General features: G+C 64.0%; 24 protein-coding genes and 1 tRNA gene. 9 read left to right on the top strand and 16 right to left on the bottom strand.

The features are described from left to right. Positions 1–31 precede the first annotated feature (31 nt). On the top strand, positions 32–2542 hold the full coding sequence (locus FYC77_RS11455) for a heavy metal translocating P-type ATPase (protein WP_149081642.1): 2511 nt from the start codon (positions 32–34) through the stop codon (positions 2540–2542). A 46-nt stretch (positions 2543–2588) separates the two neighbouring features. Here the strand turns inward: FYC77_RS11455 and FYC77_RS11450 are convergent, their stop codons facing one another. The 3 genes from FYC77_RS11450 to FYC77_RS11440 form a co-directional block, all read right to left on the bottom strand. Further along, positions 2589–3740: an SPFH domain-containing protein gene (locus tag FYC77_RS11450; protein ID WP_149081641.1), complete on the bottom strand. Its 1152-nt coding sequence runs from the start codon at positions 3738–3740 to the stop codon at positions 2589–2591. Positions 3741–3978: 238 nt separating this feature from the next. Continuing rightward, complete coding sequence (locus tag FYC77_RS11445) at positions 3979–4428, bottom strand: RNA-binding protein (RefSeq protein WP_149081640.1); 450 nt, start codon at positions 4426–4428, stop codon at positions 3979–3981. Positions 4429–4491: 63 nt separating this feature from the next. Further along, positions 4492–4692, bottom strand: coding sequence for a DUF1918 domain-containing protein (locus FYC77_RS11440; protein ID WP_149081639.1), 201 nt, complete (start codon positions 4690–4692; stop codon positions 4492–4494). A 233-nt stretch (positions 4693–4925) separates the two neighbouring features. Here FYC77_RS11440 and FYC77_RS20900 point away from each other — a divergent pair, with 233 nt between their 5' ends. Then, positions 4926–5051 carry a hypothetical protein gene (locus FYC77_RS20900; RefSeq protein WP_274381032.1) on the top strand — a complete coding sequence of 42 codons (126 nt, stop codon included), beginning with the start codon at positions 4926–4928 and terminating at the stop codon, positions 5049–5051. Positions 5052–5092: 41 nt separating this feature from the next. Here FYC77_RS20900 and FYC77_RS11430 read toward each other — a convergent pair whose 3' ends face one another. Beyond that, positions 5093–5773, bottom strand: a complete 681-nt coding sequence (locus FYC77_RS11430; RefSeq protein ID WP_149081638.1) for a type 1 glutamine amidotransferase domain-containing protein — start codon at positions 5771–5773, stop codon at positions 5093–5095. Between the two features lie 203 nt (positions 5774–5976). On the opposite strand from FYC77_RS11430, the gene FYC77_RS11425 reads away from it, so the two are divergent. Further along, entirely contained in the window at positions 5977–6438 is a 462-nt protein-coding gene (locus FYC77_RS11425; RefSeq protein ID WP_149081637.1) for an Hsp20/alpha crystallin family protein, read from the top strand. A gap of 31 nt (positions 6439–6469) precedes the next feature. On the opposite strand, the gene FYC77_RS11420 is transcribed toward FYC77_RS11425, so the two are convergent. The 10 genes from FYC77_RS11420 to hisC all read right to left on the bottom strand — a co-directional run bounded on the left by FYC77_RS11420 (position 6470) and on the right by hisC (position 13955). Next, a complete protein-coding gene (locus tag FYC77_RS11420) occupies positions 6470–7486 on the bottom strand; it encodes a DHH family phosphoesterase (RefSeq protein ID WP_149081636.1) in 1017 nt (338 codons plus the stop codon). A 426-nt stretch (positions 7487–7912) separates the two neighbouring features. Next, entirely contained in the window at positions 7913–8128 is a 216-nt protein-coding gene (locus FYC77_RS11415) for a hypothetical protein (protein ID WP_149081635.1), read from the bottom strand. A gap of 304 nt (positions 8129–8432) precedes the next feature. Further along, positions 8433–8852, bottom strand: coding sequence for a DUF3054 domain-containing protein (locus FYC77_RS11410; protein WP_149081634.1), 420 nt, complete (start codon positions 8850–8852; stop codon positions 8433–8435). A 434-nt stretch (positions 8853–9286) separates the two neighbouring features. Then, positions 9287–9898 (bottom strand): toll/interleukin-1 receptor domain-containing protein, encoded by a 612-nt coding sequence (locus FYC77_RS11405; protein ID WP_149081633.1) that lies wholly within the window; start codon positions 9896–9898, stop codon positions 9287–9289. 43 nt (positions 9899–9941) lie between these two features. Beyond that, entirely contained in the window at positions 9942–10316 is a 375-nt protein-coding gene (locus FYC77_RS11400) for a hypothetical protein (RefSeq protein ID WP_149081632.1), read from the bottom strand. A 41-nt stretch (positions 10317–10357) separates the two neighbouring features. Next, positions 10358–11005, bottom strand: a complete 648-nt coding sequence (tpiA, locus tag FYC77_RS11395; protein ID WP_149081631.1) for a triose-phosphate isomerase — start codon at positions 11003–11005, stop codon at positions 10358–10360. A 78-nt stretch (positions 11006–11083) separates the two neighbouring features. Beyond that, positions 11084–11635, bottom strand: coding sequence for a multiprotein bridging factor aMBF1 (locus FYC77_RS20700; protein WP_149081630.1), 552 nt, complete (start codon positions 11633–11635; stop codon positions 11084–11086). Positions 11636–11689: 54 nt separating this feature from the next. Further along, positions 11690–12301, bottom strand: a complete 612-nt coding sequence (locus tag FYC77_RS11385) for a CDP-alcohol phosphatidyltransferase family protein (RefSeq protein ID WP_149081629.1) — start codon at positions 12299–12301, stop codon at positions 11690–11692. After that, positions 12298–12831, bottom strand: a complete 534-nt coding sequence (locus FYC77_RS11380) for an adenylate kinase family protein (protein WP_149081628.1) — start codon at positions 12829–12831, stop codon at positions 12298–12300. The genes FYC77_RS11385 and FYC77_RS11380 overlap by 4 nt, the downstream gene beginning before the upstream one ends. Next, on the bottom strand, positions 12828–13955 hold the full coding sequence (gene hisC, locus FYC77_RS11375; RefSeq protein ID WP_149081627.1) for a histidinol-phosphate transaminase: 1128 nt from the start codon (positions 13953–13955) through the stop codon (positions 12828–12830). The genes FYC77_RS11380 and hisC overlap by 4 nt, the downstream gene beginning before the upstream one ends. 153 nt (positions 13956–14108) lie before the next feature. Here hisC and FYC77_RS11370 point away from each other — a divergent pair, with 153 nt between their 5' ends. The 3 genes from FYC77_RS11370 to gcvPB all read left to right on the top strand — a co-directional run bounded on the left by FYC77_RS11370 (position 14109) and on the right by gcvPB (position 18325). Next, positions 14109–15350 (top strand): AI-2E family transporter, encoded by a 1242-nt coding sequence (locus FYC77_RS11370; RefSeq protein WP_149081626.1) that lies wholly within the window; start codon positions 14109–14111, stop codon positions 15348–15350. A 102-nt stretch (positions 15351–15452) separates the two neighbouring features. After that, entirely contained in the window at positions 15453–16787 is a 1335-nt protein-coding gene (gene gcvPA / locus FYC77_RS11365) for an aminomethyl-transferring glycine dehydrogenase subunit GcvPA (protein WP_149081625.1), read from the top strand. Further along, the gene (gene gcvPB / locus FYC77_RS11360; RefSeq protein WP_149081624.1) at positions 16784–18325 is read left to right on the top strand and encodes an aminomethyl-transferring glycine dehydrogenase subunit GcvPB; all 1542 of its coding nucleotides are present in this window, start codon (positions 16784–16786) and stop codon (positions 18323–18325) included. Before gcvPA ends, gcvPB begins: the two co-directional genes overlap by 4 nt. Positions 18326–18396: 71 nt before the next feature. Here the strand turns inward: gcvPB and FYC77_RS20440 are convergent, their stop codons facing one another. Further along, positions 18397–18570, bottom strand: a complete 174-nt coding sequence (locus FYC77_RS20440; RefSeq protein ID WP_202911812.1) for a DUF7838 family putative zinc beta-ribbon protein — start codon at positions 18568–18570, stop codon at positions 18397–18399. A gap of 257 nt (positions 18571–18827) precedes the next feature. On the opposite strand from FYC77_RS20440, the gene FYC77_RS11355 reads away from it, so the two are divergent. From FYC77_RS11355 to FYC77_RS11345, 3 genes are all read left to right on the top strand, one after another. Next, positions 18828–19262 carry a DUF4870 domain-containing protein gene (locus tag FYC77_RS11355; RefSeq protein ID WP_162354512.1) on the top strand — a complete coding sequence of 145 codons (435 nt, stop codon included), beginning with the start codon at positions 18828–18830 and terminating at the stop codon, positions 19260–19262. Between the two features lie 265 nt (positions 19263–19527). Then, on the top strand, positions 19528–20061 hold the full coding sequence (locus FYC77_RS11350) for a cob(I)yrinic acid a,c-diamide adenosyltransferase (protein WP_149081623.1): 534 nt from the start codon (positions 19528–19530) through the stop codon (positions 20059–20061). A gap of 74 nt (positions 20062–20135) precedes the next feature. Further along, positions 20136–20210 (top strand) — tRNA-Val (locus FYC77_RS11345). 399 nt (positions 20211–20609) lie between these two features. Here the strand turns inward: FYC77_RS11345 and FYC77_RS11340 are convergent. After that, positions 20610–20807, bottom strand: a complete 198-nt coding sequence (locus FYC77_RS11340) for a hypothetical protein (protein WP_149081622.1) — start codon at positions 20805–20807, stop codon at positions 20610–20612. Positions 20808–20842 lie beyond the last annotated feature (35 nt).

The raw sequence follows: 20842 nt of genomic DNA, 5'->3' as shown, positions 1-20842 counted from the left end.
ATGATCGACCGCCGATCGAACTAACCACACGATGACAGACGACCGATCCGACACCGGCTGTACGCTCTGTGATCTCCCCGTCGAGGGCAGCGACGTCGTCGCCGACGGGAAGCCGTTTTGCTGTGTCGGCTGTCGGGACGTCTACGACGTACTCGGTGGCGTCGACGCGGTCGACGCCGAGGACGTTCGCGACGCTCGAGCGAGCGAGGAGACGACCGGAGACGATTCCTCCTCGAGTGGCAATCCCGACCACGAGACGTCCTACCTCGAGGTCAGCGGGATGTACTGTGTGACCTGTGAGGCCTTTATCGAGTCCGTCGCCACGTCGGCCGACGGCGTCAGCGATGCGAGCGCGAGCTACGTCACCGACACCGTCCGGGTCGACCACGATCCCGAGCGTGCACCACTCGAGGAGTTGACGTCGGATATAAGCCAGCTCGGCTACAGCGCGTACAGTCGCGAAGACGCCGTCAGCCGTCGCCGGGCGGAGAACTGGGAGATGGGACGGATCGCCGTCGGTGTCCTCATGGGGATGATGGTGATGCTCCAGTACGTCGTCTTTATCTACCCGGTCTACTTCGGCGGGCTCTTTTACAACGAGCAGACGATGGCGTTTTTCGAACAGGCGCTCGCCGACGAGCGGGCGACGCCGTTTTATCTGATGATCGCAGCGCTCACGACGATCGTCCTCGGCGTCACCGGCAAGCCGATCCTACAGGGGGCGTACGTTGGGATCAAGACCCGGTCGCCGAACATGGATCTACTGGTCGCGATCGCCGCGGTCAGCGCGTACCTCTACAGTACGCTCTCGATCGCCGTCGGCGGCGACCACATCTACTACGACGTTACCGTTGCGATCGTCGTCATCGTCACCGTCGGCGGTTACTACGAGTCTACGCTGAAACGGGAGGCGACCGAGCGCCTCTCGGATCTCACCTCCGTCCAGGTCGACGAGGCCCGTCGCGTCGGTCCGGACGGAAGCCACGAGGACGTTCCGCTCTCGGCGCTCGAGCCCGACGACCGAGTACTCGTCCGGGCGGGCGAACGGGTACCGATCGACGGCGACGTGATCGACGGCGAGGCCGCGGTCGACGAGGCGGTCGTCACCGGCGAATCCCTCCCCGTCACCAAAGCGGTCGGCGACGACGTCGTCGGCGGCTCGCTGGTCGCCGACGGCGCGGTGACGGTCCGCGTCGGCGAGGACGCGACGAGCACGCTCGATCGCATCACCGAACTCGTCTGGGACCTCCAGAGCGGTACCCACGGTATCCAGAAGCTCGCGGACAAACTGGCGACGATCTTCGTCCCGCTCGTGCTCGTCCTCGCGGTCGTCGTCACCGCGGTCTATCTCGCGCTCGGCTCCGGGGTCGCCGCTGCGTTGCTCGTCGGCCTCACCGTCCTGATCGTCTCCTGTCCGTGCGCGCTCGGGCTCGCGACGCCGCTTGCGGTCGCCGCCGGCATCCGTGACGCCCTCGAGCGCTCGATCGTCGTCTTCGACGACAGCGTCTTCGAGCGCATCCGCGAGGCCGACACCGTCGTCTTCGACAAGACGGGGACGTTGACGACCGGCGAGATGACCGTCGTCGACGCCGACTGTGACGAAAAACTGCTCGAGCGGGCGGCGATCCTCGAGCGTCGATCCGCCCACCCGGTTGGGCAGGCCATCGCCGCTGTAGGGGGAGACATCGACTCCACCGATCCGGTCGCAGACGGCGGCAGACTCGATGGAGAGTCGTCTGCGGACAACGTCGCCGAGGATCGGTCCGGTTCCGGTGAGGGGAGCCGAGCCGAGACCCTCGGCGACCGCATCGAGTCCTTCGAGAGCCACCGTAACGGCGTCTCCGGCGTCGTCGACGGCGACGAGGTCGTCGTCGGTCACCCGGACCTCTTTCGCGATCGTGGTTGGACGGTTCCGGCCGACCTCCAGGAGCGAATCGATGGGGAGCGAACGGCCGGACGGGTGCCGGTCGCGATCGGACGCGACGGAACCGCCCAGGGGGTTGTCGTGGTCGGCGACGACCTCCGGGAGGGGTGGGCAGAGACGCTGACAGCGATCTCGGATGCGGGTGCGGAAGTCGTCGTTCTCACCGGCGACGATGCGCGTGCAGCAGAACAGTTCCGCGAGCACGCGGCGATCGATCGGGTGTTCGCTGGCGTTCCGCCGGAGGGGAAAGCCGAAACGGTTGCGCGCCTCGGCGAACGTGGACGAACCGTCATGATCGGTGACGGAACGAACGACGCACCCGCGCTCGCGGCGGCCGATCTCGGAATCGCTCTCGGAGGTGGCACTGCGATGGCAGCCGACGCCGCGGACATCGCCCTCGTCGACGACGACCTCTCCTCGGTCGACACCGTCTTCGATCTCGCTCGCGCGACCGATCGGCGCGTCAAAGGAAACATCGGCTGGGCGTTTTGCTACAACGCGATCGCCATCCCGTTGGCCGTCACGGGACTGCTCAACCCGCTTTTCGCCGCGATCGCGATGGGCGCGAGCAGCCTCCTCGTGGTCACGAACTCCTCGCGGGCGCTCCTCGAGGAGTGATCGTCGGCCGCGTACCACAACTCACCGGTCGCGATCCGAGAGGTGCTCAATCGGGCCCTCCCCTGGCGTCCGTATCCTCCCGGCGTTCCTGTCCCGTCTTGGAAATATCGATGGCGTCACCGCCCTCGGCTGGCATATCCTCGCCTTCCTTGATCGCCTGGGCCTCCTGTTCCATCGCCTCGACGTCCATCTCGGCGTCCTCGATCTCGCCGATGATCTCGGCGATGTCGTCTAAGCCGATCAGTTCGCGCGTCTCGTCGTCGAACTCGAGGCTCTCGAGTTGCTCGCCGTCCGTTCTGACGTCGCCGCCCGAGAGGTGTTTGCCGTAGCGGCCGACCATCGACGTGAGTTCCTGTGGGAGGACGAACGTCGTCGACTCGCTCCTCCCGATCTCTTCTAAGGTGTCCATCCCCTTGTCGATGACCGCGCGTTCACCCATCGACTCGGCGGAGCGAGCCCGCAAGACGGTCGAAATGGAATCACCTTGCGCCTCGAGGATCTGACTCTGCTTTTCACCCTGGGCGCGGATAATCTCACTTTGCTTGTCACCCTCCGCCTTCTCGACGGCGCTGCGGCGTTCTCCCTGGGCCTCCAGGATCATCGCGCGGCGGCGACGTTCGGCGGAAGTCTGTTCTTCCATTGCACCTTTGACGTCCCGAGAGGGTGTCACCTCCCGAACCTCGACGCTCTCGACGCGGATCCCCCACTCGTCGGTGGGCTCGTCGAGTTCGTGGCGGATTCGCTCGTTGATCATCTCGCGTTTGCTCAGGGTGTCGTCGAGTTCCATATCGCCGAGGACGGCACGCAAGGTCGTCTGGGCGAGGTTCGAGACCGCCCGCTCGTAGTTCTCGACCTCGAGGAACGCCCGTTTGGCGTCCATCACGCGGATGTAGACGACGGCGTCGGCGGTCACCGGCGAGTTGTCCCGGGTGATCGCCTCCTGGCTCGGCACGTCGATCGTCTGGGTGCGCATGTCGAACGTGTAGACTCGCGAGACGAACGGGGGAACGACGTTCAGCCCCGGCTCGAGCAGTTTGCGATACTCTCCAAAGACGGTGAGTGCGCCCCTGTTGTAGGCGTCGACGATCTCGATCATCGACCAGACGGTGGCGACGACGAGTACGACTGCCAGCGCCGCGACGATCAGTATCGGATCGCCGACATCGAGTTGCAGGGGTGCGAGTATAGATGACTCCATCGTGTGTTATACGGTAGCGAGACGAATAACTCTTGGCCGCTGGCCACTCGAGCGCCACGGAGGGGGAACTATTATTCGTACGCTACCGCGTTCGATTCAACGACAGGGGTGACCGAAACCGATCTACGATCTTCGGATACCGACGGTGATCCCCGTTATACGGTTTACTGTCCGTCAGTACCACCGCGCCCGGAGAACGGGTCCCGGGCGCGGCGGGACACAGGGACAGCAATCCGTATCACTCCTCGTTTCGAAGGCGCGTCAGGACCTCCTCGGCGTTCTCGAGTGCCTGCTCTTTTTTGGCAGGATAGGCCTCGACCTTTCCACGGAAGGTGATCCCATCGCCGAGGCGGACGTCGCCGTTGAAGGCGGCCTGTTTGTCGAGTCGGAGGAAAAACTCCGTGTTCTCGGTTACCCGTTCGTCGAGTTCGTCGATCAGCGTCTCGAAGCTCTCGAGGTCGGCGAGTCTCGAGAGGACGTGGCGGACGTCGTCGGCGTTCTCGACCCGGGCTGAGAGGACGAGAATACGATCGCCGTAGTGGCCCTCGCTCTCGGCGCGTTCGATCTCGAACGGCTCGTCGTCGCCCTCGGGAAGGAACGTCCGAAGCGCCTCCTCGACGCGCTTTTCGTCCTCGGTGGCGTAACAGAACGTACGTAAATCGACGTAGTGAAGCGGAATCTGTGGCATCTACAGGTCGGAACGGCTTGTGAGTTCTCGCCTCGAGTCTCCGGGCTCGAGGGGTGTATAACGTTACTCCTCGTCGTCGACGTCGTCGTCGGCGGCCTCGAGGGCGTCCTCGGGGACGCCTGCCTCCTGTCCGTCCTCGAAGCTGATGGTGTAGGTGACGTCGCCGAACATCGACTCCATCGTCTGGGTGACGGTTCCGGTTTCGCCGTCGAACTCGCTGTGCTCGTCGTGTAGGACGACGTGGTCGTCTTCCTCGAAGCTCATACTCGAGATTCCGCCCCGCCGCGTAAAAAGGAACTGATTGCAGGCCTTCGCTTGGGAGGGTGTCGTCCGTTGTCCCGTGATTTGCTTTGAGGATCGTTCGAAACGGTTACCTGTCTGAGGAGTCAACGAGACTGCATGTTCGGAATCCTGTTTTTGGTCCTCCCGATCGTCGGCGCGTACGCCGTCTACGTCGATGCGGTCGATCGCGACACGGACGGACCGGTGTGGTGGCCATGTTGACGCTCGTCATCGGCTACGGTGTCGGACCAATCGTCCTGGGGCTGTTTCTCGTTCTCTATCTCGTTCTCCAGTTCCTTGAGGCGAAGTGGGCCGGCCGCCGCTCGGTCTCGGGAGCCTGATCGCCGGCGTTCTTTCCGCTGTGGGTCGATCGGCGAGGTGATCAGTGGTCGAGTTCCTCGAGTAGCGTCTCCCCGGCGGCGCTCGACGAACCCGGGCCGCGGGCGGTAATGAGGTCGCCGTCGACGGTGACGCTCGTGTCTGCCTCGAGTTCGGCGTCCCAGTTCCCACCGGCGGCCTGTACTTCGTCTTCGACCCAGTAGGGGAGTTTGCGGCCGTCGGGCATGCAATCGTTTTCGTCGACGATGTCTTCCTCCCACGCGTTAGGAAATCCGGTGACATCGCGGCCGTTGACGACGAACGCACCGTGGCTATCGCGGGCGAACGCGAGGATGCCGACGGCGTGACAGACGACTAGCGCTTTCCCGTCGTCCCCTTCGACCGTCTCCCGTAGAAGTCGGCGAGCGTCGTGGTCCTGATTGACGTCCCACTCGGTGCCGTGGCCGCCGGGGAAGACGACGGCGTCGTAGACTTCGGCGTTCGCTCGAGCGAGCGGGATCGGATCGTTCAATCGCTCGTCGCTCTCGTGGACCTCGCGGACGTGTTCGGTGGTCTCCTCGCCGACCTGTTCGGGATCCACCGATCGTTCGTCGATCACCGGCGGGCTCCCCGACGGCGTCGCGACCGTGATCTCGACTCCCGCCGCCGAGAGCGTCTCGAGGGGGTCGACACACTCCTCTCCCCAGTATCCCTCCTCGCTGACGACGAACAGTGCTTGTGTCATACTCGAGGCTACACCGACCGCAGATAAAACTCCCCGCCCCGTCCACGGTTTCGCCGGCACCGCCACGTACGTTTTGCTGGACGAGTGGTCGATCCGTTCGTGACGAGTGTCGTCCAGTTCGTTCCTGTTCGATTCGACGACCGTCAGGTGGGATTGAGATGACTTTTTCGCCGTCCACGACGAACATCCACTAGGTGATAGCAATGGCAGGCCGTTCCGGCCCGTTCGACGAAATCGGGGAACTGTTCGACCGACTCGCGCGTCAACTCGAGACGGCGGCTCGATCGTGGGAGACAGCGGTCGACGACCGAAGCCGTCTCGACCTCTCGATGCGGGGGTCGGCGACCAGCCTGGACGTCGCCGAGGAGGGCGAGGAGTTCGTCGTCACCGTCGACGTCCCCGGCTACGAGACCGACGACCTCGAGATCAACCTGACTGGCGAGACGCTCAAGATCAGAGGCGAGCGAGCACGGGAGACCGATCAGGTCGACGAGGAGACGTACATCCGTCGCGAGCGCGAGCTGCGATCGTTCAGCCGCCAGGTCCGACTCCCTGCCGTTGTCGACGCCGACGGCGTCGATGCCACCCTCAACAACGGCGTCCTCACCATCCGTCTCCCCACACTCGAGTCGGACGACAACGCACAGACGATCGACATCGAGTGAACCGTACCGACGTGTCACGAGCGGAGAATCGTCACGGCGGTCCGTCTCGTGGATCGTCGAGATTCAACGCGTCGAAGAACCGCCGGGTCAGGCGGCCGCCGACGAACTCGAGCAGCTGTTTCTCGTCGCCGGCGTCGTCGCCAAAGAGGCCGAGATCGATCCGTCCGCCGGCCATATCGTGGTGGCCGCCGATGGCACCGAACTCGCCGAACCCATCCTGGAGGGTTTCGCCGATGTGGATTCGTGGGTCGATCGACCGCGCGCTGACTCGAATCGTCCGACCGACGATCCCGTAGGCGAGGACGGTGTCGACGCCTTCCAGGTTGAGCAGAAAGTCCGCCGCCTGCGGAAGCGCGTCAGTCTCGGAGGTCGTCCCCACGCTGGCGACGAGCGAGGAGCCACGACGCTCGCGTGAGCGGATCGCACAGCCGATCGCGTCGATCGTTCCCGGCGAGAACGCGCTGCCGTAGAGCTGTTCGAGCGCCTCGAGGTCCGCTACAGGGTACACCGAAAGCGCCGCCTCGTACTCCCGTCTCGTGGGATCGCGAACGAAATCTAGGCGCTCACGATGGAGGGCAAAGAGCAGGGCAGACGCGAGTCGAGTCGTCAGTTCGACCTCGAGTTCCCACAGGTACTCGACGAAAATCGTCGCGGTCGCACCGTATCTCGTCCGGACGTCCTCGACGGTCGCGCCGGCGGACTCGCCCGGATGGTGGTCGACGACGATATCGGGTTCGACGTGGGCCAACAGCTGCGAGTTCTCGCCGGGGATTGCGTGATCGACGAACGCGATACAGTCGGACGCTTCGACGTCGACCTCGTCGATCGGTCGAAGAGCGATGTCGAGCATGTTGACGAACGCCCGGTTTTGCTGGTGGGAGATCTCGCCACCGTAGACGATGATCACGTCGTCGACACCGATGTCCTCCGCGATTGCCTCCAGAGCGAGCGCGCTGGCAAGACAGTCGGGGTCTGGATTGTCGTGACAGACGATCGCCACCGACTCGGCCACCTCGAGGACGGATACGAGTTCCGCCGCGCGGGACATACAGGGATCGTACGGGAAGCGACCGTTTGAACCCCCGGTCGCTAACGGCCACGAATCCGTCGAAACACGGTGTTGACCGTCCGGTATGATCTCGATACCTGATGCGACCGAACGGAGGTCAGGTGGATCCCGACCCGTCCGACATCGTCCCCGAAAGCGCCTCGGTCGTCGGTGTGAACTCGAGTTCTGCCCACAGCCGCCTGCGTGGCCCTTCTCGTACAACATCGAGGCTACGGCGACGGTCTCGATGCCGGTTTCGCCGCCGTTGAAGGCGATGATCTCGTCGTCGCTCGGCCATCGGCGTGTCTCCGGCCATCGGGGAGGATAGTCGCGTAGCTAGTGAGAAAGAGTGTACGAATCAAGTTCATACGGCAACGCAAGCGAGGATGACGAGACTGGTGACAGGCAGGTAGACGGATAGTTGTCTCAATCCGCGTTGAGCGGGGGACGGGACGACTGGGCTTCGTCCGAGCCGTCCGCGGGGGTGTTTACGAACATTGCGTGACCGATGATCCCCATCGCGACGAACGCACCGATCGGTACCGCTGCCGTTAACGAAAGGCCGACCAGGGAGAGGGAAGCGGTGATCCCGAGCAGTGCGACTGGGATGAGTCCGAGAACAATGTCGTAATATCCAGTCATAATCTATCCTATACTATGGCAAATACGCATATAAGTGTTTCCCATAATTGGCCAGTACTGGACTCATTTGTGACACATATTCGTCGCATTGGTTTCTCATAAGTTATAGAACAGCCATCGGTGTTTCGACCACTCGATCGTCAAGCGAACTTCGGAGAGAGAACTGCGATCGAGCACCGAAATCGGACGATACCAGCGGAGAACGTCGGCTACTGTCTCGTCGATCCGGCCCCAACACGTCCTGGTCGAGGATGGTTGCTCATTCGAAGCCGGTACGTTCTCGAAATATGAATGGTTGTCCGAGTCACGGAGATTCCAGTGCGACGACCACCAGACGCCAGCCGACGAGCACGATCAGCCCCAGCCCAGTCATCACGAGCGGGAACGGCCACGTGATCCCTCCCTCGAAATACGGTGACCCTCGCAGGAGAAACCCGATGTTGGCACCACCGAGCCACGTAACCGCCACCAATCGAATCGTTCGAATCGCCGACGATCGATCGGCCGTGTACAGTCCAGCGATCACCGCGACGACGAGCCAACCGGCCACGAAGGGGACGACCGTCTCGAGGGTAGAGAGCGGGTCGGCAATCGGATCGAGGCCGTGGGTGAGTCCGCCAGCAGTAACCAGTGCGGTCAGCAATCCGACATCGGCGACGGCAAGCCCGATCGTTTGCCGGTCGATGGGCCGACCGCCGGCGTTTCGTTCGGCTATTGTGATCATACGATCGGGTTTGTCCGCTCGACATATCGTCTTCCCGGTTCGATCGTCGACCTCGAGACCGACAGGAGAGGGAACCCCCGGCGACCGAGGGTCGCCGAGCGTCGTCCAACGGACGGGGCGTCCGTGCGAGGTAAATCCTCGCACACCACGGGTCGGCCACCGGACACTTCGTTATCGGCACCGTTCAACGGATCTTCCCCGCTCGTCGGATCCAGTGGACACGGTAGGCGTCCCTTACGAGCCACCCCCGCGACTCCGAAATCGCGAACGCATCGCCGCCCATCCTCTCGAAGACGAGACAGTGGCTGTGGTTGGCGACGGTATCGCCTCGAGCGCGAATTGCCAGCGCCCAGAGCCCGGGACGTCCTCGCCGTGGACCCGGACACGACTGACGCGGGTAATTCCGACATCAACGATCGGCTCTTGGACGACGATCACTGTGTCGCGGGGTCACGACGGATGAACCCGAGCGTCGCCGGGTTGAAGTAGTACGTCCCCCCACACGCTGAACAGGTTACCGCCAGCGGCTTGCCGTGACGGTGTTGTTTCCAGAGTTTCGACTGTGGCGCGTCGATCTCGAGGACGACCTGTTCCGGACAGCCGTCGGTCGTACAGGGAAACCGCATGAACCAGTTGGGAACCGAGAGCGGTCCGATCGGCTCGAGAATGTGTCTGAGACCGCCGAGTAACTCGCAGATAGTTCGTGAGAGGTCGTCTCGTTTGATCGACATCCCCTCGATGTCGGCGAGATATCCACCGCGATGGCGTTCGTCGGTGTACACCGGAAAGATCGGGATCCTTTCGGCGCGCGCGTAGCCGATCTCCTGGTTGACCCACCGGGAGTCGGCCGACCGGTCGGTCAACACCGCGACGACGACATCGCTGTCGGGAATGCGACTCTCGAGTCGATCCCGCGTGCGATTCGAATCGACCTCTTCGAGTGCGATATGAACGTCGAACGGGAGGTTCTTGACCGTCGAGAACAGCGTCTGGACGAGCTCGAGGTCCGACGGAGCGTGCGAAACGTACACCTGTTCTCCGGTCATTTATCGGTTACAACGTGTACGACTTCGAGTTTAATTAATGTATCTACTCGTCGACCGAACCCGTCGTTACCGTCTCGAGGATCCGTCGGGAGAACTCGGATTCCGTCAGTTCGGCGTGGAGATCGTCGAACCAGTCGCGTTCGACGCGCCAGCGTCCCCGAAGCGAGCCGTCAGTCCCGCGGGAGGTGGCCTCGAGGTGGCCCGGCGACCACCCCCGTTCGTCCGCGATCGCGAGCACGGTCCGGACGACCGTTCCGACCTCGTCGCTCGTCACTCGCGGAGCGTCGGTGACGACCTCGTACGTGAGGTGGAAGTCGGTCTCCGAGCTGGGTTCGTCCCACTCGACCTCGAGGACGTAGATCCCGTGGCTCATGAGTCGGTTCTCGAGGGTGACGGCGATGGGCGGATCTCCGGTCATACGACGGTGTTCGGCCGGAGCGACGAAAAACACCGTGGCAGTTAGAGCGGATCGACGAGATCCGAAAGCGCGGCCGTCGGGTCGTCCGCTTTCGCGACGCCGCTTGCCAACAAGACGCCCTCCGAGCCGAGCTCGCCCGCGGCGACGACGTCGTCCCCGGTGCTGATACCGGCACCACAGAGGACCGAAACGTCGGAATCCACGTTGGCCGCGGCGGCGACGGCACCCTCGACGATCTCCGGGTCGGCCTGACTGACCGGCGTTCCGGTTCCGATGAGTTCGGGCGGCTCGACGGCGACGGCGTCCGGCTCGAGCGCGGCCGCAGCACCGATCTGGGCGGGGTTGTTCGCACAGACGACCGTCTCGAGACCCGCCCGGTCGGCAGCCTCGACGGCACCGTCAACGTCAGCGAGTTTCAGGCGGCGTTCGGAGTGGTTGATCAACGTCCCGACGGCACCGGCGTCGGCGACCGTCTCGGCCAGCGTATGGCCGGTGTTGCTCCCGTAGTCGATGGGATCGACGTGCTGAGCCCACGTCTCGGCCCCTGTCTCGGCGACGCGCTCGAGGTGTGTGGCCTGGGGGGCAACGGCGACGCGAGCGACGTCGGTGGACTCGTCGACGTCGCGGACCGCTTCGGCGACGGCGACCGGATCACACGGATACGTCTTCAGGTTGACGAGGATGAACATACGGAGTATCCGATCCCCGTCGAAGAAATAGCTTGCGAGTTGTCGACAGAGATACGCCTCGCGAACGGAGCGTGTCGGTCAGTCCTTTCGCTTGACGACGTCTCCGAGCGTGTAACTGCCGGACGAGGAGCCCCCGGACCACTCGGAGTCCTCACCTGAGCCACCCTCGGCGCTCAGGTCGATCTCGAGGAACCGCTCGAGTTTCGACTGGACGCGGTCGCTCGGGAGCGTATCGCCGCGTTCGATCTTGCGGATGAGACTCGCCTTCTCATTAAGTTCGTTGGCGAGATCCGACTGGCTGAGCCCCTTCCCCTCGCGGGCGTTGCGTACGCTGTCGTCGTAGTCGGCGACGAGTTGGTCCATGTCGTCGAACATATCGGACCGGGGAGAGCCACCGGAGCTGGAACTCGTCGACGAGCTCGCGGACGCACTCGAACTCGAACTCGAACTGCTCGACCCTCCGGAGGAACTCGATCCGGTCGAGTACTTCGTGGACGTACTCGAGCTCGAGGGCTGTTTGACCTCCGTGCCGAAGTCGGTGCAGTTCGAACACACGTCGAGTTTCGCACCCTCGACTTTGATGGTCTTCGGAGACGACGTCTCGGCGCCACACATCTCACACTGAACCATGTGCGCACCTATATCGCGCCGAGTGATAAACCATGCGGCGAGAGCGATGCAATCCTACTCGAGTGCGCTCCAGGAGTAGAAGAACCGCTGGAGGGCAGTGAGGTGACCGACGACAGCGAGGAAGGCGAGCAGCCAGCCGACGAGCGTGAGGCCGCCGTACGTCCCCGAGAAGGGGTACGCGAGAACGCCGACGACGCCGATGATCGCCAACCGGTCTGCCCGACCGACGAGGCCGCCGTAAACGCGATCGAGACCGACGGCTTGGGCCTGCGTCCCCAGATACGAGGTCATGACGACGCCGGTGACCGCGAGAAAGCCCAGCAGGTAGTCGCCGACCCCTGCTGCGAGGCCACCGATGACGACGATGTCGGCGTACCGATCGAGAACGTGATCGAGGAGGTCGCCGCCGGGCGAGGCGACCGCCTGTTCGCGCGCGAGCGCGCCGTCGACGATATCGAGCCAGCCGTTCAGAAAGACCAGCGCCGCCGCCCCGACGTACCAGACCGGATCCGCGCGCCCGCCGAGTACGAACGCGACCGCCGCGAGTATCGCCATGAAAAACGCCAGCACGCTTACGCCGTCGGGTGTCATCCCGATCCGGTCGAACCCCTTCACGAACGGATCGAGAAATCGCGAGATGTACGGTCGAAGCTGATCGAGCGTCACGCGAGATACCCCACGAAGTCGACGTCGCCGGCGCTCGGTTCGCGCTCGCCCGCGAGGACCGACTCGAGGTCGTCGGCGACCGCTTCGGGGTCGCGATCGGTCGTATCGATCTCGTAAACCGAGTCGAGGCCGTGTTCCTCGACCGCCTCCGAAAGAATCACGTCAAGCGCCTCGCTCTCGGCGTTTTCGGTCGCTTTCCCCTCGTTCTCGCCACGGTCGCGGAGTCGCTCCTCGAGGTCGTCGGGGCGACACCGGAGGACGGCGACCCGATCCGCGTCGAAATGATGGGCGAGGTGGGACTCGATGACGACGTCCTCACGTCCCTCGAGCCAGACCGACAGCGCCTCGAGGTCGGCGACCTTACTCTCGCGTTCGGCGTCGATTTCCGTATACAACCCCTCGCGCTCGAGAACGTCGTTCAGGTGGACGACCTCGAGATTCGGTTCTGACTCCGTCTCGAGGCGCGCCTCGAGTATCGTCGTCGCGGTCGTCTTTCCGGTTCCGGGCGTTCCGGTGACGGCGACTCTCACCTGTCGGGCACCTCCGCTTCGGCGTCGACCTCGAGATCGGCGAGCACCGCGTTCGTCGCCTCGATCGCTCGTTCGGTCTCTTCGTCGGTTCCGCAGGTGATCCTGATACATCCGGGGAGACCGAAGCTCGTGCAGTCGCGGACGATGACGCCCCGTTCCTGGAGTTCCCCGGCGACCGCGGCGGCGTCGTCGACGTCGACGAGGACGAAGTTCCCCTCGCTTGGCCAGACGTGTGCGTCGATCCCCTCCCTCATTGCCTCTCGTGAGGTTCGGGCCGTCTCGACGGTCCGCTCGACGTGCTCGGTATCGCCCATCGCGGCCAGACCGGCGCGACAGGCGAGTTCGCCCGCCGCAAACGGTGTGTTCACGCGCGTGTACGCGCTGGCCCACTCCTCGGGGACGACCGCGTATCCGAGCCTGACACCGGCGAGCCCGTAGACCTTCGAGAACGTCCGGAGGACGGCGACGTCGTCGCGCGCGTCGAAGCCATCCTGTCCCTGTATGAGCGTTACCGCGCTCTCGGTCTCGGCGAACTCGCCGTAAGCCTCGTCGACGACGACCAGCGTCTCCTCGTCGGTTTCCGCGGCGAGCGCCTCGATCTCCGTGAGTGCCATCGTCGAGCCGGAGGGGTTGTGCGGGCTCGTGAGCCAGATGACCCGCTCGCCGTCGTACGCTTCGAGCACTGTGTCGGCGGTCTGCTCGAACTCGTCTGTGCGATCGATCGAGTACTCGTCGACCTCGCCGTGGTGAAATCGTGAACTCATGCCGTAGTAGGCAAAGCCCGGCGTCGGGACGAGAACGGCATCGTCGGGTTCGAGCGTCGCGCGATGGAGGTAATCGATCGCGCCGTCGCCGCCGTTGGCGAGCCAGACCTGCTCGTCCTCGACGTTCCACCGGTCGGCGATAGCTGCCACGAGGTCGGTGTGTGCGGCCTTGGGATAGGAGCTCATGCTCGAGGCGTGCTCCCGGATCGCCACGGTCGCGGCCGGCGACGGGCCGTGGGGATTTTCGTTCGAGGCGAGTTTGACGAACTCCGAGGGGTCCCGCCCGAGTTCGCGGGCGACTTCCTCGATGCCCCGACCCGCCTCGTATGCGACGTGATCGGACAGGTCGCGCGGTTGCATACCAAAAGCCTGTTTCCCGTGGCTCTTAAGCGTGCTCACCTGTTCACACGACGGGAAGTACTCGAGACCGTCGGCTCGGCATTCGTTCGACGTCACGATCGGGAAACGGGTCGAGTCATCGCACTAATTGGTCAGGAGCGCGTACGGTGTCGCATGTCCGGGCCTCGCGAGACGGGAGCGTCACGGTGGTTCACCGAGCGGACCACGTTGACGATGTTTGCGCTGGTGAGCGTCACGCTCGCTGTCCTCGTCGTTCTCCCCTACCTCCAGTACGTGCTGTTGAGTGCCGTCCTCGCGTACATTCTAATGCCCATTCAGCGTCGCCTCGAGCCCTACGTGGGGTCGATGATCGCCGCGCTCACGGTGGTGGCGGTCGCCGTCCTCGCGATCTTGCTTCCGCTCGCGTACGTCCTCGCCATCGCGTTCGGCGAGGCACTCGAGATCGTCAACGCGATTCAGGAGGGCTCGCTCGACGCCGAGATGATCGAATCCCAACTCGAGGAGACGGGGTACGCCGTCGACCTCGGCGAGATGTACCAGACCTACCAGGAGCCGATCGCGACCGGGGTACAGGGGCTCGCGACCAGCGGGATCGAGGTCGTCGCCGGGCTTCCATCTCTGCTCATCGGGCTGACGGTGACGCTGTTCGTCCTCTTTGCGCTGTTGCGAGACGGGGACGCGCTCGTCGACTGGACGCAGCGGGTGTCACCGATCGACGACGAGATCCAACAGGAGCTGTACGACGACCTCGATCAGCTGATGTGGGCATCGGTCGTCGGAAACGTCGCCGTCGCGGGGATTCAGGCGATCTTGCTCGGCGCTGGGCTCGCAGTGGTCGGCGTTCCGATGGTCATCTTCCTCACCGTCGCGACGTTCGTCCTCGCGTTGCTCCCGCTGATCGGCGCGTTCGGAATCTGGGTTCCGGTATCGATCTATCTGTTCGCGATGGGTCGTCCTCTCGAGGCCGCGGCCCTCGTCGGGTACGGCACACTCGTGAGCGCGTCGGACAACTACCTGCGGCCGGCGCTCATCGGTCGGACGAGCGCGTTCAACTCCGCGATCGTCGTCGTCGGCATCTTCGGCGGACTCGTCGTCTTCGGTGCCGTTGGCCTCTTTATCGGCCCCGTCATCCTTGGCGGCGCGAAGGTCACCCTCGACGTATTCGCTCGAGAGCGAAACGACGGCGGGGACCACGAACAGGCGGCGGATCCCGCGGTCGACACCGCGCCGGATACCGGCGTTACAGCGGACGACGAACCGGATCCGGATCTCGAGTCGGAGGCAGGACCGACTGACTCGACCGCGTCGGAGGAGTCGGAAACCGACGTGACGGACGAGACGCCGACGACCACCGAGAACGGCGACGACGATCGAGCATCCGACCGCATGCGTTAATTAGCCGCACAAACTACACGCTGGTATCGTGTCTCGAATCGATACCCGCACTTCAGGCGGGTGTGGACGGGCCGTATCGTCCGTCCGACGGGTCCAGTAACTATGCACGGGTCACATTCGGGGAGCCCGTACGCTCCCCACACGGCGGACGAACGGTCGGCGATGCTCGAGGCGATCGGCGTCGAATCGGTCGAGGAACTGTTCGACGTCCCGCCCGAGGTCGGCTTCGAGGACAGCTACGGGATCGACGCGCGGACGGAACGGGAGACGCGCCGGCTCGTTCGCTCGATACTGAGCCGCAACGACGACCTGACGGAACTGCTCGGCCGGGGTCATTACGGCTACTACGTCCCCTCGGTGGTCGACCACCTCGCCGACCGCTCGGAGTTTCTCACCTCCTATACGCAGTATCAGCCCGAGGTCTCACAGGGGTTCTTACAGGCGTTGTTCGAGTACCAGTCGCTGCTGGTCGAACTCACGGGCCTCGAGGTCGCCAACTGCTCGATGTACGATGCTGCGACCGCCCTCGGCGAGGCGGCCACGCTCGCCGACCGGGTTCGCGACGCGACCGGCCACCGCGTCCTCGTCCCCGACCTCCTGCTCGAGGGACGGCGGAGCACCCTCGAGAACTACGTCGCCGGGACGGACCTCGTCGTCGAGGCGTATCCGACCGACGACGCCAACGTCGACGTCGGCGGACTCGACGAACTCGTCGACGACGACATCGTCATGCTCTACGCCGAGAACCCGACGGTGCGTGGAACGATCGAGGAACGCCTCGAGGCGGTGGGCGACCTGGCCGAGGAGACGGACGCGCTGTTCGTTCTCGGGACCGATCCGGTCGCGCTCTCGTTGCTTCAGCGACCCGCAGACGTCGGTGCGGACGTCGTCGTCGGTGACGCGAGCGTCCTCGGTCTCCCGACGAGTTACGGCATGGGGCTCGGTCTGTTCGCCACGAGCGAAGAGTACCTCCGGCAGGTCCCCGGCCGGCTGGTCGGCGCGAGCGAGGACGCGACCGGCCGGCGGGCGTACACGCTCACGCTCCAGACCAGAGAACAACACATTCGACGCGAGCGGGCGACGAGTAACATCTGTACGAACCAGGCCTGGGTCGCCTTACGGACCGCGATGCACGCCGCCGTCCTCGGTCCCGAGGGACTCGTCGACCTCGCGAAACGCGGTGTTACCCGCGCCGAGAGGCTCGCGACCCGCGTCGACGACCTCGCCGGCGCGAGTGCACCCGTCCACGACCGCCGACACGTCCGGGAGTTCGTCGCACGCGTCGACCAGCCCGCTCGAGCCGTCGCCGCCGACCTCGAGGAGCGCGGCTTCGCTGTTCACGTCGTCGACGACCACGAGATCCAACTCTGCGTCGCCGGCGTCGCCGACGATCGGATCGATCCGTTCGTCGACGCACTCGAGGAGGTGATTCGATGACCGACGGCGTCGATTCACCCGTAGACGACGAAACCGACGGCGGATCCGAAGCGATAGGAGGCGATCGTTCCGGACGGACCGACGACCGCGTCCGGTACGACCAGGCGCGGTACGTCGAGGACGGTCAGTACGAACCGCTGCTCTCCGAGAAGGATCTGACGCGGGTCGAGATCGGCGAGGACTCGCCGCTTCCAGAGGAGTTGACCCGCGACTCCCTCGAGCTTCCGAGCCTCTCGGAGCCCGAGCTCGCGCGCCACTACACCCGACTCTCGCAGATGGTCTACGGGATCGACAGCGGTCCCTACCCGCTCGGATCGTGTACGATGAAGTACAACCCAAAATTCACCGAGGACGTAGCTGCACTGCCATCGGCGAGCGTCCATCCCGACCGCTCCGAGCAGTCGGTTCAGGGCACCCTCGAGGTACTGTACCGGCTACAGGAGTATCTCGGCCTGATCGGCGGCATGGACGCCGTCACGCTCCAGCCACCCGCCGGCGCGGCGGGGGAGTTCGTCGGCATCCGCGTCGCCACGGCATACCACGACCACCGGGGCGAGGGTCACCGAGACGAGGTGATCGTCCCCGAGAGTGCCCATGGAACGAACTTCGCAACCGCCGCCCTCGGTGGCTACGACGTAGTTTCGTTGCCCAGCGACGACGGCGGCCGGGTCGACCTCGAAGCGCTCGAGGCCGCCCTCTCCGAGAACACGGCGGCGCTGATGCTTACGAACCCGAACACCCTGGGGCTGTTCGAACGCGAGATCGCCGAGATCGCCGAGATGGTCCACGATGCGGGCGGGCTCCTCTACTACGACGGTGCGAACTTGAACGCCCTGCTCGGACGTGCCCGTCCGGGCGATATGGGCTTCGACGTGATGCACTACAACGTCCACAAGACGTTCGCGACGCCCCACGGCGGCGGCGGTCCGGGGGCGGGCCCGGTCGGCGTCGTCGCCGATCTCGCCCCGTTCCTGCCCGCGCCTCGAGTGCGCGAGGCCGACGATGCCAGTGCGAGCGAGAGCGAATCCACTTACGAACTGTTCGATCCCGACCACACGATCGGCACGGTCCACGGCTTCCAGGGCAACTGGCTCGTCCTCGTGAAGGCCTTCGCCTACATCGCCCGGCTGGGCGACGCGGGGCTCGCGGACGCCAGCGCGAAGGCCGTCCTCAACGCGAACTACCTCGCGAGCCAGATCGAGTACGACGTCCCCTACGGGCCGTTTCACCACGAGTTCGTCGCCAGCGCGGGCGAGCAGGACGCTGCCGACGTCGCAAAGCGAATGCTCGACTACGGCGTCCACCCGCCGACGACCAAGTGGCCCGAAATCGTCCCCGAGGCGCTGATGACCGAACCGACGGAAGTCGAGAGCAAGGCGACGCTGGATCGGCTCGCGGCCGCGTTCAACGCCGTCACAACCGACGGCGACGCGACGCTCGAGGACGCTCCGGAGCGGACGACCGCTCGCCGGATCGACCAGACAAGCGCCGCGCGAAATCCGCGACTGTCCTGGCAAGCCCTCGAAGACGAGTCCTGACCCAACGCGGTTACACCGCGACGACGCCTCGTCTCTCGCAACAGTGGTCTCCCGGTCGAAAAACAGCCGAGTTACGCACTCGAGTCGACGGCCGTACCGTTGTCCGCGATGCGGACGAATCCGTAGTCACAGTCTGGACAGTGCCACTTGACCTTCTCGCCGAGGTGAAGCGTCGTACTCGCGGCGCGGTAAAACGTGCGCTCGCCATCGCAGTCGGGACAGTAGTGCTCGAGTTCCATCGCCATAGCCGTGCGTAGCGAACGCATCGAGTTTAACCTACTGATTTTCCAGGGGGCGGTTCGACGATCGGAGTTCGATCACACTTACCTCGAGGTAACGTATGCGACTACTTTCGGTTCACGAAACGGTTAACTTCCGAACTTTCAGTGTAGGTTGTAGAAGCACCGGCCGAGTTGAACGGAGCGAGAGTCAATCTCCGGCGTTCGAGAACGACGCCACGGGCGATTCGACAGCCGCTGCTCAATCCGATACTGATCTACTCATGACCACAGAGCACGCGAATACTGACGGGGAACTGGCCGACGAACAGATAGATGCGGATCCAGCAGGGGACTCGGAGATCGTTGGCGGCCTCGAGGAAAACGTCGCGGGAGCCGTCGCATATTTCCTTGGCCCCATCACCGGAATCCTGTTTTTCGTCCTCGAGGACACAAACGAGTTCGTTCGGTTTCACGCCGCACAGAGTATGATCGTCTTCGGCGCGTTGATCGCGATTCAGATCGCGATCATGATCGCACAGGTCGTCCTCGAGACGATCCCGTTTATCGGGTGGGCCCTCTCGTTCATCGTCGGTCTGTTCACGATGTTGTTGATGCCGATCGCGTTCGTGTTGTGGCTTCTCTTGCTCTTGAAGGCGTACAAGGGCGAGCGATTCAGCCTGCCACTTCTCGGCGGCATCGCCGACGGTCTCGTCTGAGACGGACACTGGGGCGGTCGACAGCGATCACAGGACCGTTCGGGGTGACTGTCCCCGCATCGACGCCATTTTCTCCCGGCCGATCGCACACCCGCGAGCGATCGACCGGCAATCATACGGTCTGCTGTAAATCGTTACTGGCGAAACCACAGACGGCTCGTGGTTTCGCCGGTAAACCGTTACAGCAATCCGTATCAGTCGTCGGAGATCGTATGACTGCCCGTCGATAGCAATGTTGACGTCGCTTCCGTCCCTCGAGTCAATGATGACGATCTACACCGGCCGCGGCGACGACGGGAAAACCGACCTCCGGGATATGACTCGAGTCTCGAAGACTGATCCGCGCATCGAGGCCTACGGCACCGTCGACGAACTCAACGCGTTGATCGGCACGATCCGTCCGACCGGGTACGACGATGTCGACGACCGCCTCCGGACGGTCCAGAACCACCTCCACGTCGTCCAGGCGGAGTTCGCGAACCCCGACCCGGACGAGGATGATCCCACGATTCGGACGGAACACGTCGAGCGAATCGAAGGGTGGATCGACGAGTACGACGAGGAACTCGAGCCACTCACCTCGTTTATCCTGCCGACTGGGAGCGACCACGGTGCCCGTTTGCACCACGCCCGGGCGGTCTGTCGGCGGGCCGAACGGCGGGCCGTCGACCTCGCCTCCGCGGAGCCGATCGGTGAGGACGCCGTCCAGTATCTGAACCGACTCTCGGACGGACTGTTCACGCTCGCCCGGGTGGTCAACGCTCGCGAGGGGGAGCCAGAAGAACAGCCCCAGTACTGAGACGGACTGCTCTCGACGGAAAGCAGATCGATGAAAGGAAGTCTTAAGTTGAACGCCCGGATACCACAGCGTGCGGGTTGGTGATCTAGTCCGGTTATGATACCTCCTTCACACGGAGGAAGTCGGCAGTTCAAATCTGCCCCAACCCATTTCTGACGGAACAACACCGACGAGCGAAGCGAGTCGTTCGTTCCGTCAGAAATGGAAACGACAGTTTGAACCAGACGAGTCGCGCGCAGCGAAGCGAGCACGTCTCGGCGAGGTTCAAATCTGGCTCAACCCACTCGCGTTCCTCCTCCTGGCGAATTACGGGACAGCTGAGAGGTATTTATATGTCCCCTCAGATACCCGAGACGGCGCAGAATCTACTCCCCGCCTTCGATGAGCCCACGCCAGTCTTCGAGGGCGTCGACCTTCCGTGACTCAGGATCGTCGATGACGCCGAGTTTCTGACGATCCTGCATGATCATGCTGTCTACTGTACGTCAGTACCACTGCACCGGAGGACGGGTCCCGGGCACAGTGATACACAGGGACAGCAGTCCGTATCACTCGAACGGCTTCCGGCTGATCACGTTCCACGGATCGAACAGGTACAACGCGGCGAGAAACAGCGCGAGAACGACGACGAACAGCCGCGCGACGTCGCCGACGGACGACGGAACTTCGACTCCGACCGTAAGCGCCATCAGCGCGGCGACGACGATCCAGATCACACCGACGATCAACCGCTGGCGACGTTTCATACGGCAATATTCGAGTCGGCGGTTAAGAATGATCC

The sequence above is a fragment of the Natrialba swarupiae genome, assembly GCF_008245225.1.
Classification (GTDB): Archaea; Halobacteriota; Halobacteria; order Halobacteriales; family Natrialbaceae; genus Natrarchaeobius; species Natrarchaeobius swarupiae.
The sequence above is the reverse complement of the archived record's forward strand: the minus strand, read 5'-3'. Positions and strand labels throughout refer to the sequence as shown.